Consider the following 12,920-nt stretch of genomic DNA (forward strand, 5'->3'; position numbering starts at 1 on the left):
ACCACGAGATAGCGGAAGGCTGGGCCGTCATGTGCCCCCCAACGTGGATTGAGGGGCACATCCAGTTTGGCTGCTATGCGACCGAGCTTCGGGGCACGGTGTCCTCGATGCGCCGCAGGCATGCGGTTACGTGCCGCGCCATGGCCTCGACGTTCGGCGGTTCGATCATCGTCTGGTGGTTGCCGGGCACGGGCAGCACCTCCAGTCCGTGCCGCACGAGCATCTGCCACGGCTGCTCCGGATGCAGCGGGTGGGGCGGCACGTGCACCTGGGCCTTCAGGTACGTGGCCGCACCCTCGTAGGGCACGGGCGCGTAGCTGAAGAGGGCGCGCATGTGGGCCTTCCACACGTCCAGGAAGATCTCCAGGTCGCGCAGCGAATACGAGTCCGGCACGGTCGCGCCTTCGCGGGCCTGACGCAGCACCTCCTTCATCTGCTCGTGTGGAGGCATCGCGCGCAGACGCTGGGCGAGCGTCGGTGTGTCATCGCCGAACATGGCCGCGAGCAGCGCGGCGTCGTCCTCGAACTGCGTCGGCATCTGACCCGGGCCCGGCGTGTCGAGGAAGACGAGCAGCTCCGGAGGAACGCCCAGCTTCAGCATTCGCTGGGCCATCTCGTAGACGATGGTGCCGCCCATGGAGAGGCCCACGAGGTAGTAGGGCCCCTGGGGCTGCCACTGGAGCATCAAGTTCAGGTGATGTGACGCGAGCGCCTCGATGCTCGTGAGGGGCGGGCACTCGCCATTCACGCCGGGGGCCTGGAAGCCGTAGACGGTGCGGTCAGGGCCGAGCGCCCGCACGAGGTCCTGGTAGCAGAACACCGTGCCTCCCACCGGATGCATGCACCACAAGGGCGGAAGGTCCGAGCGTCCCTGCTGGAGCTGCACGATGCCTTCCGGAGTCGTGGGGCCTGCTTCGGCCACTGGTGCATCTGGCGTGAGCTTCGCCTGGATCCACTGGGCCATCGCCGCGACCGTCGGACTCTGGAAGAGGACCTGGAGCGGGACCTTGAACGGGAAGTGTTCCGACAGCTTGGACACGAGCTGCGCCGCGAGCAGCGAGTGGCCGCCCAGGTCGAAGAAGCTCGCGGTGACGCTGATGACCGTGCGCCCCAGGACCTCCGCCCAGATGTCCGCGATCTGTTGTTCCAGCGGCGTGCGAGGCATCACGCCGGCCTCCTCCGTGTTCGTGGTGTCGGAAGGACGGGGCAGGGCGCGGCGGTCCACCTTGCCGTTCGCGTTGAGCGGCAGTGCGTCCATCAGCACGAACGCGGAAGGAACCATGTGGCTGGGGAGCGAAGCCTGGACGTGAGCTCGCAGGTCGCTGGCCGTCACCGTGTCGCGGGACGTGGCGTAGGCGACCAGCCGCTTGTCGCCGGGCGAGTCCTCGCGCACGAGCACCAACACTTCGCGCACGGATGGGTGCTGGCGCAGCACGGCTTCGATTTCCCCGGGCTCGATGCGGAAGCCGCGCACCTTGACCTGGTGGTCACGGCGTCCCACGAAGTCGAACGCACCGTCGTGGCGCTGACGGACGAGGTCGCCAGTGCGGTAGAGCCGGGCTCCTGGAGTAGAGGCGAAGGGGTGGGGCACGAAGGCAGTGGCCGTGAGGTCGGGCCGCTCCCAGTAGCCCCAGGCGAGGCCGTCACCGCCGACGAACAGCTCACCGACGATGCCCGGCGCCACCGGGTGCAGGTGCGCGTCCAGCACGTAGGCCGTGCTGTTGGAGAGGGGCTTGCCAATGGGCACCGTGCCCGTGACGGACTCCGTGACGAGATGCCACGTGCTGAACGTGGTGTTCTCCGTGGGGCCGTAGACGTGCACCAGCCTGCGAGGCCCACCGTGCTCGCGCAGCCGGTTCACGCAGGCTGGGTCCGAAGCCTCGCCACCGAAGAGGAGCGTGGACAGGCCGTTGAAGGCCGTGGGCTCCATCCGGGCGACGTGGTTGAAGAGGGCCGTGGTGAGGAACAGAGCGGTGATGCGCTCGTCCCGCAGGCCCCGGGCCAGCGTCGCGGGATCGATGATGTCTTCCTTCGAGAACAGGACGAGCGTCGCGCCGTTGAGCAGTGCGCCCCACACCTCGAAGGTCGAGGCGTCGAAAGACACCGTCGCGGCCTGGGCCACGCGGTCGTCCGGACCGAAGGGGATGTAGTCCGGATCCATCACCAGCCGCATCACGGCCTGATGCGGAACGCAGACGCCCTTGGGCCGGCCCGTGGAACCGGATGTGTAGATGACGTACGCGGGCTCCAGGGGATGGAAGCGCGCCGCGTCGTAGGGCGAGCCGGACTGCGCGGGGGCCTCCAACGCATCGATGCGGATGGGTCCCACGCTGTCTGAAGTGAACCGAATCGAGGATGTCGTGCCCGTGATGATCCGATGCACCTTCGCATCGGAGATCATGAGGGCCAGTCGATCCACCGGGTAGTCCGGATCCAACGGCACGTAGGCGCCACCCGCCTTGAGCACGGCGACCAGCGCCACAATGAGGTCGATGGAGCGTGACAGGCACACGCCCACGCGGGGCGCATCCGGTCCGATGCCTTGCTCCTTGAGTGTCCACGCAAGCTGATTGGCGCGGGTGTCCAGCTCCGCGTAGGTGAGCGCCTGGGCTCCATGGCGCACGGCGATGGCCTCCGGGCGGGTGGCCACCTGGGCTTCGAAGGCCTGCACCAGGGAGCTGTCCCTCGGATAGGGCCGACTCGTGTCGTTCCACGCCGTGAGGACCTGCTGGCGCTCCGCCGGGGAGAGCCACGGCAGGTCATCGATGGCGGCATCGGGTTGGTGCAGCGCGCCTTCAAGGATGCGACGGAAGTGGTCCGCCATCCGTTCGAGGGTGCGGGGCTCGAACAGCGAGGTCGCGTACTCGAACGTGCCGCTGAGGCCTTCCGGAGTTTCGGTCAGGGCCAGGGTGAGGTCGAACTTGGAGGTCGGGGTCTGGAACTCCAGCGCCTGGACCTGGAGGCCCGGGAGCTGGGGCGGTGTCCCGGGCGCGTTCTGCAAGGTGAACATCACCTGCACCAGCGGCCCGTGGCTCAGGGCGCGTTCGACGTGCAGTTCCTCGACGAGCTTTTCAAACGGCAGTTCCTGATGCGCGTACGCGCCCAGCGCCCGGTCCCGCACCTGCCGCAGCACTTCACGGAACGACGCACCGTCGCGCAGGTGGGCCCGCAGCGGCAGCGTGTTGACGAAGAAGCCGATGAGGCCTTCCACCTCCTCGCGGGTGCGGTTGGCGATGGGCGTGCCGACGATGAAATCCCTCTGCCCGCTGTAGCGCGACAGCAGCAACTGGAAGCCCGCCATCAACGTCATGAACAGCGTGGCCCCTTCCTGGCGGCCCAGGCCCGTCAGTGCGTTGAGCACGGTGCGCGGGAGGGTGAACTCGTGGGTGGAGCCCGCGAACTGCTGCACCGCCGGACGGGGATGGTCGGTGGGCAGCTCCAGGACGTGCGGCGCGTCCGCCAACTGCTGCTTCCAGAAGTCGAGCTGCCGCTGGAGCACGTCACCCTGGAGCCACTGACGCTGCCACGCCGCGTAGTCCGCGTACTGCACGGACAGGGCCGCCAGGTCCGAGGCCCGGCCCGCGTGATGCGCCTGATATCCGGCGGACAGCTCGCGGTAGAGCACGCCCATCGACCAGCCGTCGGATACGATGTGATGCAGGTTGAGCAGCAGCACATGGTGTTCAGCGTCCTCGCGTATCAGGAGGGCGCGGAACAGCGGGCCCTCCGCGAGGTCGAAGGGTGTCTCCGCGTCCTCTCGCAGCAGGGCTTCCGCCTCGGCGCTGGAAGAGGCTTCGACCCGGCGAAGGGACATGGGCATCCGGGGCAGGATTCGCTGCACGGGGACACCTTCACCCGGGAACACCGTGCGCAGGGATTCGTGCCGGTCCACCAGCGCCTGGAGCGCATGCTCCATCGCGTTCACGTTCAGCGTGCCTTCCAGCCTCAGCACCAGGGGCATGTTGTATGCGGCCCGGTCCGAGTGGAACTGGTTGAGGAACCAGAGCCGCTCCTGCGCGAACGACAGGGGCGGCGGTCCCTCGCGCTGCCAGGTCCGGAGCGCGGGGCCGGACTGGGCCGGGTCCTGCGTGCGGCCTTCCAAAGCGCGCGCCATGCCTTCGATGGTCGGGAACTCGAAGAGGGTCCGCACGGGGACGGGGATGCCCAGCGCCTGTGAGGTCCGGGAGACGATCTGCGTGGCCAGCAGCGAGTGCCCACCCAGGTCGAAGAAGTTCGCATCGACGGGGACGTGAGCGCGCTGGAGCACCGCGCACCAGATGGCGCTCAACGTCTGTTCCAGGGCTGTCAGGGCCCGTGTGCCTTCCGTTGCCGGCGCCTCGCTGTCTGGCTCTGGCAGCGCACGGCGGTCCACCTTCCCATTGGGCGTCATGGGCAGCGCGTCCAGCAGCACGAACGCGGAGGGGACCATGTGGCTGGGGAGCGAAGCCTGCACATGCGCGCGCAGGTCGCTGGCCGTCACCGCGTCGCGGAAGGTGATGTAGGCGACCAGCCGCTTGTCACCGGGCGAGTCCTCGCGCACGAGCACCAGCGCTTCGCGCACGGCAGGGTGCTGGCGCAGGACGGCTTCGATCTCACCGGGCTCGATGCGGAAGCCGCGCACCTTGACCTGATGGTCGCGGCGTCCCACGAAGTTGAAGGCGCCGTCGTGGCGCTGACGGACGAGGTCGCCGGTGCGGTAGAGCCGGGCACCGGGGACGGAGGCGAAGGGGTGGGGGATGAAAGCGGTGGCGGTGAGGTCGGACCGCTCCCAGTAGCCCCACGCGAGGCCGTCACCGCCGACGAACAGCTCGCCGACGATGCCCGGCGCCACCGGGTGCAAGTGCGCGTCCAGCACGTAGGCCGTGCTGTTGGAGACCGGGCGGCCGATGGGCACCGTCACCGCATCGGGTTCGACGTGTGTCGGAGAGAACCACGTGCTGTACGCGGAGTTCTCCGTGGGGCCGTAGGCGTGAACGATGTGCTCCGGCGCGCTGTCGGAGAGGATGGCGCGGATGCAGGCCGGGTCCGCGGCCTCGCCACCGAAGAGGAGCCACCGAAGGCCCTTCAGCAGCGACGGGTCGGTGCGCGCGACGTGGTGGAGCAGCGCAGTGGTCAGGAACAGGACCGTGATGCCTTCTTCGTGGACCCGCCTTGCGAGCACGGTGGGCTCGATGACCTCTTCCTTCGACAGGAGGACCAGCGTCGCGCCGTTGAGCAGTGCGCTCCATAGCTCGAACGTCGAGGCATCGAAGGCGACCGTGGACGTCTGGGCCACGCGATCCTCGGGACGCAGCTGGATGAAGTCCGGATCGAGGACCAGACGGGCAACGCCCCGGTGCGGAATGCATACGCCCTTGGGCCGGCCCGTGGAGCCGGACGTGTAGATGATGTGCGCCAGGTCATCCCCCGTGCACGCATCCGGCGGCGCATGGCGTTCCAGCCCCGCCGGGAGCGCATCCAGCCGCAGGACCGTCCACGGCCCTTCGGGGACCTGACCCTCGAGCGCTGATTCGGTGACGACCGCGACGAGCCGCGCATCCGTGGCCATGAAGGCCAGTCGGTCCGCCGGGTAGTCCGGGTCCAGTGGCACGTAGGCGCCACCCGCCTTGAGGATGGCGACCAGTGACACGACGAGGTCGATGGAGCGCGGCAGGCATACGCCCACACGCGGTGCATCCCGTCCGACGCCTTGTGCCTTGAGCGTCCACGCGATCTGATTGGCGCGAGCGTCCAGCTCCGCGTAGGTGAGCGCAGCCGAACCGTGACGCACGGCGATGGCATCCGGGCGCGCGGCCACCTGCGCGTGGAATGCACGCACGAGCGAGGTGTCGCGCGGGTAGGGCCGCGCGGTGTCGTTCCAGGTGGCAAGGACCTGCTGCCGCTCGGCTTCGGACAGCCAGGGCAGGGCATGGATGGCCGTATCGAGCTGATGCAGCACCCCTTCGAGCAGGCGGTGGAAGTGCCCCGCCATCCGCTCGATGGTGCGGGGCTCGAACAGTGCGCTCGCGTATTCGAGGACGCCCGAGAGCCCGTCGCCGGTCTCCTCCAGCATCAGGCTGAGGTCGAACTTGGACGTCTGAAGCGACAACTCCAACGACTGGACCTGGAGGCCCGGGAGCTGGGGCAACGTGCCAGGGGCGTTCTGCAGGGCGAACATCACCTGCACCAGCGGCCCGTGGCTCAAGGATCGTTCGACGTGCAGCTCCTCGACGAGCTTTTCGAACGGCAGCTCCTGATGCGCATACGCCCCCAGGGCCCGAGCCCGCACCTGACCCAGCACTTCACGGAACGACGCACCGTCGCGCAGGTGGGCCCGCAGCGGCAGCGTGTTGACGAAGAAGCCGATGAGGCCTTCCAGCTCCTCCCGCGTGCGGTTGGCGATGGGGGTGCCGACGATGAAGTCCCGCTGTCCGCTGTATCGCGACAGCAGCACCTGGAAGCCCGCCAGCAGCGTCATGTACAGCGTGGCCCCTTCCTCGCGGGCCATGGCCTCCAGCGACTGACGAAGCTCGGAGGGCAGCGTGAAACGGAATGAGGCGCCGTCGAAGCGCTGCACCGCGGGGCGCGGACGGTCCACGGGCAGCTCCAGGACATGCGGCGCGTCCGCGAGCTGCTGCTTCCAGAAATCGAGCTGTCCCTGGAGCACGTCACCCTGGAGCCACTGGCGCTGCCATGCCGCGTAGTCCGCGTACTGCACGGGCAGCGGTGACCGCCGTGGCGGCTGGCCCTGGAGACGTGAGCGGTACTCGTCGGACAGCTCGCGGTAGAGCACGCCCAACGACCAGCCATCGGACACGATGTGATGCAGGTTGAGCACCAGCACCGAGCACGTGCCTTCGAGCTGGAGCAGGAGCACCCGGAACAAGGGACCCCGCGCGAGGTCGAAGGACCCGTCCGCTTCCTGCCGCAGGCGAGCCTGGACCCGCGAGTCCTCCGGTCCCGGCGCGTCGAGCCGCTGGACCTCCAGCGTCAGGACCGGCGCCTCGGCGATGTGTTGCGTGGGGCGGTCGCCTTCCGGGAACGTGGTGCGAAGGGACTCGTGTCTCAGCACGAGCGCTTCCAGGCTGGTGCGCAGCACGTCGACGTCCAATGGGCCGTCCAGGCGCAGGGCCATGGGCATGTTGTAGACGCCGGGCACGTCGTGCAGTTGGCCCAGGAACCAAAGCCGCTCCTGCGCGAAGGACAGCGGAAGCGGTTCGGATCCGCGAGGCGCCACGGGGATGCGCGAGTCCTCCCGGTGTCCTTGCGCGAGCAGGCCTTCTACGATCCGGACGAACGCCTCCAGACGCGGGGATTCAAAGAGCGCGCGCACGGAGAGCGGCACGCCCAGCGCCTCCCGCACACGGGACACCACCTGCGTGGCCAGCAGCGAGTGCCCGCCCAGGTCGAAGAAGTGCGAGTTCGCTCCCACTTCGCGCCCGCCCAGCACGGCGGCCCAGATGCTGGCGATCCGTGCTTCGAGCGGGGTCCGGGGCGCGATGAAGCCCTCGGTCACGGAAGCTCCGGGGACAGGCAGCGCGCGCCGGTCGATCTTCCCGTTGGGCGTGAGGGGCAACGACTCCATCACCACGAACGCGCCAGGCACCATGTGGCCCGGGAGCCGTGCCTGGAGGAACTCACGGAACACCGCGTCCGTGACGTCCGTGGCCGCGACGTAGGCCACCAGCCTGCGGTCGCCCGGCGTGTCCTCGCGCAGCAGCACAAGTGTCTCTCGCGCTGCGGGGTGCTGCCGCAGGGCCGCTTCCACTTCGCCCAATTCGATGCGGAAGCCGCGCAGCTTCACTTGATGGTCGCGGCGGCCCACGTACTCCAGGACGCCATCCACCCGCTGACGGACCAGGTCTCCGGTGCGGTAGAGCCGGGCGCCGGGCGTGTCACTGAACGGATGGGGGATGAACTTCTCCGCGGTGAGGTCGGGCCGCGCCCAGTACCCGAGCGCCAGTCCGTCGCCGCCCACGAACAACTCGCCCACGACACCGGGAGGAACCAGCTGGAGCCGGGCGTCGAGCACATACGCAGTGCTGTTGGCGAGCGGCCCACCGATGGGCACGGATTCGACGCCCGCGTGCGGCACCCGGTGCCACGTGCTGAAGGACGTGTTCTCCGTGGGGCCGTACCCGTTGAGCAACGCCGTGGGTCCGCCGTGTGAGAGCACCGCGTTGACGCTGGCGACGTCCGCCGCCTCGCCGCCGAAGATCATCCAGGACAGGTGGCTGAAGGCGTCGGGCCGCGAGCGGGCCACGTGGTTGAACAACGCCGTGGCCAGCACCATGTGCGTGACGCGTTCCTCCTGGAGCCTGCGCGCCAGGACGTCCGGGTCGATGATCTCGTCCCGGGCAAACAGGACCAGCGTGGCACCGTTGAGCAGCGCACCCCAGACTTCCAGCGTGGACAGGTCGAACGCGATGGTCGTGGACTGCGCTATCCGGTCGCCGGGCCCCAGCTGCACGTAGTCCGGATTGAGCACCAGCCGCACCACGCCCTGATGCGGGATGCACACGCCCTTGGGCCGGCCCGTGGATCCGGACGTGTAGATGATGTGCGCCAGATCCACCGGCATCACGAACTCGGCCGCCGGTGTTTCCACGGCATCCCACGGCACATCCATGCACACGGGCGTCCACGAACCCGAGGGCAACCCGGACGCCAGCGCCTCGTGCGTGACGATGGCGACCAGCCGCGCATCAGTGGACATGAAAGCGAGCCGCTCGGAAGGATGCTCCGGATCCAGCGGGACGTAGGCGCCGCCCGCCTTGAGGATGGCCACGAGCGACACGATGAGGTCGAGGGATCGAGGCAGGCACACGCCCACCTGCGGTGTACGCCGTCCCACCCCGAGCGTCCGCAGTCGCCGGGCCAACTGCTCCGCGCGCGCATCCAGCTCCGCGTACGTGAGCGTCACGGCCCCATGGCTCACGGCGACGGCGTCGGGCCGCCGCGCGACCTGGAGTGCGAAGGCGTCCACGATGGTCAGCTCCGAAGGGTAGGGACGCGCCGACGCGTTCCAGTCCTGGAGCGCCCGCCGCTGCTCCATATCCGACATGAAGACGGCGTCCCCGGTCCCACGGTCCGGCGCTTCGACGAAGCAACGCAGCACCTGAAGGTAGTGCTCCGTCAGGCGCTCGATGGTGGCCGCATCGAACAGCGCCGTGGCGTACTCGAGCGTGCCCACGAGCCCGTCGCCGGATTCCTCCAGGGCAAGGAACAGGTCGAACTTGGACGTGCGCGTGTCCAGCGTCAGCGGGGTGACGGTGACGTCCGGAAATTCGAGCCGCGACGTGGGCGCGTTCTGGAGCGCGAACAGCACCTGGATGAGGGGCGTCCGGCTCGCCTCGCGTTCGACCTGGAGCGCTTCGACCAGCTTTTCGAAGGGCAGCTGTTGATGGGCATACGCCCCCAGCGCGCGGTCACGCACCTGCGCGAGGACCTGGAGGAACGAAGGCTCACCCTCGAAGCGGGCACGGATGGGCAGCGTATTGACGAAGAAGCCGATGAGCCCCTCCAGCTCCTTCCGCGTGCGGTTCGCGATGGGCGTGCCCACCACGAAGTCCCGCTGCCCGCTGTAGCGCGACAGCAGCACCTGGAACCCGGTGAGCAGGGCCATGAACAACGTGGCTCCCTCACGGCGGGCCAGTGCCTCCAGTTCCCGGTGCAGCCGGGCCGGCACCGTGAAGCGATGGATGTCGCCCGCGAACCCCTGCACCGCGGGACGCGGCCGGTCGGTGGGCAGCTCCAGCACATGGGGCACGTCCGCGAGCTGCCGCTCCCAGAAGCCCAGCTCCCGCTGGAGCACATCGCCCTGGAGCCATTGGCGCTGCCACGCCGCGTAGTCGGGATACTGGAGGGACAGGGGCTCCAGGTCCCGAGCGCGGTACGCCGCGGACAGCTCCTGATACAGCACACCGAAGGACCAGCCGTCGGAGACGATGTGGTGCAGGTTGAGCACCAGCACATGCCGCCGCTCCGCTTCACGGATGAGCAGCGCGCGGAACAGCGGTCCCTGGGCCAGGTCGAAAGGCCGCTCCGCTTCACGCTGCATGCACGCGAGCGTCTCTTCCTCCGAACCGGTCTGCGCTCGCTCCAGCGTCACGGGCAGGTGCGCGGCGACGTGCTGGAGGGCGGCGCCTTCGCCAGGGAAGGTGGTGCGCAGGGCTTCATGCCGGTCCACCACGAATTGAAGCGCTTGCTCCAACGCAGCCGTGTCCAGCGGCCCGTCCAGCCGGAACGCGAACGGCAGCGAATACAGCGCGGAGCCCGGCATCCACTGGTCCAGGAACCACAGCCGCTGCTGCGCGAACGACAGCTGTTCCCGCGCGGCATCCGTGCGCGGAGGGATGGGGGCCTCGGTGTGCTCCACCGTCGGCGCGGCTTCCTCCAGCGCGGCGGCGAAGTCTCGCAGGATGGGGTTCGCGAACAGCAAACGCAGCGGCACGGGACGCTGGAGCACATCGCACAGCCGGCCGATGGCCTGCGTGGCCAGGAGGGATTGGCCACCCAGTTCGAAGAAGTCCGCCGTGGCGCCGACCGCGTCCATGCGCAGCACGTCCGCCCAGACCCGAGCAACGGTCTGTTCCAGCGCGGTCTCCGGCGCGACGAAGTCCTCCTCGGCTCCAGGGCAGTCGCGCGGATCCGGCAGTGCCTTGCGCTCCACCTTGCCGTTGGCGGTGAGAGGCATCGCGTCCAGGACGACGATGGCCGAAGGCAGCATGTGCGCGGGCAGATGGTCCTTCAGGTGCGCCCGCAGCATCGGCGCCGTCAGGGGCTCCGATGCCGTCACGTACGCCACGAGCCGCCGGTCGCCCGGCACGTCCTCGCGCACCATCACCACGGCCTCCTGCACGGAGGCCTGCAGGCGCAGCGCCGCTTCGATTTCTCCCGGCTCGATTCGGAAGCCGCGCACCTTGACCTGGTGGTCCACGCGTCCCACGAAGTCCACGGCGCCGTCCTCGAGCCGCCGCGCGAGATCCCCCGAGCGATACATGCGCGCGCCTGGTTCGGTGCTGAAGGGATCCGGCAGGAACCGTTCGGCGGTGAGCTCCGGACGCTCCCAATAGCCCCACGCGACGCCGCTGCCTCCCGTGTACAGCTCACCCACGGCGCCCGTGGGCAGCTCACGGCCCTCCGGGTCCAGCACGTACATCCGTGTGCCGGAGATGGCATGGCCAATGGGCGCGGGCTCGGAGCCGAGCGGCGCGCACAGGAGCTGGCAGCTCGTGAACGTCGTGTTCTCCGTGGGGCCGTAGCAGTTGAAGATGCGCGTGCGCGGCAGGGCCTCCAGCGCCCGGCGCGCATGGGGCAGCGACATCACCTCACCCCCCGTGTAGAGCTGACGCAGCGTCTCCGTGCCCGGCAGGCCCCGGTCCACCAGCGTGTTGAACAGGCCGGTGGTGAGGAACGCCGTCGTCACGCGCTCTTCGCGCAGGAAGTCTCCCAGCTCGTCCAGCGCGGAGGCTCCACGCGAGAACACCGCCACACGGCCGCCGTTGAGCAGCGGACCCCAGAGCTCGAACGTGGACGCGTCGAAGGCCACCGGTGCCAGTTGCAACAGCACTTCATCCGCGCCCAGGTGGACGTAGTCCGCATCCAGCACCAGCCGCAGCACGCCCCGGTGGGGCACGCACACGCCCTTGGGACGGCCCGTGGATCCGGACGTGAAGACGACATAGGCCAGGTCGTCCTCCACGACGTCGCGCGCGACGGGCCCGTCGCTGAAGGCCGCCACCGCATCCGCGTCCGTGTCCAGTCGGAGCGTGTGCCAGTCCCCCGACGGCAGGTGCGACTCCAGCCCGGAATGCGTGACGATGATCCGCACGCGCGAGTCCGTGGCCATGAAGGCCAGCCGCTCCGAGGGGTACTCCGGATCCAGTGGGACGTACGCTCCGCCCGCCTTGAGGATGCCGACCAGCGTGACGATGAGGTCCACTGAGCGCGGCAGGCATACGCCCACCTGTGGCCGTTCGCGGCCCACGCCCCGTGCCTTCAACCATCCCGCGAGCCGGTTTGCTCGCGCATCCAGCTCCGCGTACGTGAGCTGCTGTCCGTCACAGCGGACGGCGATGGCCTGGGGACGGAGCACGGCCTGGGCCTCGAAGGCCCCAGCGATGTTCCGTGGAGCCAGACCCCGGGGGGAGACGGGGGCGTCGACGGTGTCGGTCATGTCGACGCGCCACCCCCGACAAAGGGGGTGGTGAACTCAGGACCGCCCGGGGGAACGCAGGCGGGTCAAACAGGGGCGGCGCGTGTCTCGGATTAAGAGACCCTGAGGCAGTGCACGCAAAAAATTGGCGACACGTGACACCCTGACGCGGTGCTCTCACTCGTGTCTGCCATTTATTCCGTGATCGCTGTCATTTCACGGAGGGCAGATCAATCCGGGTTCAATTGCATCCACATCCTGGAGCGCGAGCAGACACGTGAGCGCGTCCGGATCCACGGAGTCCATCAGGTACGTGCGGCGCCACAGCAGCGCGGCGAAGCGCTTGGGCAGTTGTGAGTCCGGAGCGACGAGCGCGCGGCGCACGCCGTTGCTGCCCACCGCGGCCTGTGCCTGCGCGGCCTCCAGCTTCGCGACCTCGTCGGGGCAGCCTTCCGGGCAGTTGTAGAGGAACACCGCGTGGCCGTGCTCCAGGTTGTGGATCCACGAACAGCGCGGCTGCTCCGTGTCGAAGCTGCGGCACGACAGCCACGTAGGGCAGTGCAGGCCGGAGTTGGGCGGGTTCTCACCGTTGCCACACGCGGTGCTGCTGCACGAACTTACGTGACTGGCCGACGACGGGTCCGACAGCGGGAACGAATACTGCTCGCAGGCTTCGCCACCGGGGTTGGGCGGATCATCGTTCGTTGAACCGCAGGCGAGGCACAGCGAGAAGAGGAGGGCGGAGAGGGCGCGAGGCATTCACGCCGTCATATCGCAACGGCCC

The 12,920-nt window shown here is 68.9% G+C and carries 2 protein-coding genes; both read right to left on the reverse strand.

Annotation, left to right across the window (positions count from 1 at the left end):
- Positions 1-73 precede the first annotated feature (73 nt).
- Complete coding sequence (locus GTZ93_RS10335) at positions 74-12,157, reverse strand: non-ribosomal peptide synthetase (protein WP_139915763.1); 12,084 nt, start codon at positions 12,155-12,157, stop codon at positions 74-76.
- A 195-nt stretch (positions 12,158-12,352) separates the two neighbouring features.
- Positions 12,353-12,895 (reverse strand): DUF3105 domain-containing protein, encoded by a 543-nt coding sequence (locus tag GTZ93_RS10340; RefSeq protein WP_257978982.1) that lies wholly within the window; start codon positions 12,893-12,895, stop codon positions 12,353-12,355.
- Between the last annotated feature and the right edge of the window lie 25 nt (positions 12,896-12,920).

This window comes from Corallococcus exiguus (genome assembly GCF_009909105.1).
Classification (GTDB): Bacteria; Myxococcota; Myxococcia; order Myxococcales; family Myxococcaceae; genus Corallococcus; species Corallococcus exiguus.

What these genes read in the sequence shown, in the direction of transcription:
- GTZ93_RS10335 (WP_139915763.1), bottom strand. Translation starts at nt 12,157, where the DNA reads ATGACCGACACCGTCGACGCCCCCGTCTCCCCCCGGGGTCTGGCTCCA.
- GTZ93_RS10340 (WP_257978982.1), bottom strand. Translation starts at nt 12,895, where the DNA reads ATGCCTCGCGCCCTCTCCGCCCTCCTCTTCTCGCTGTGCCTCGCCTGC.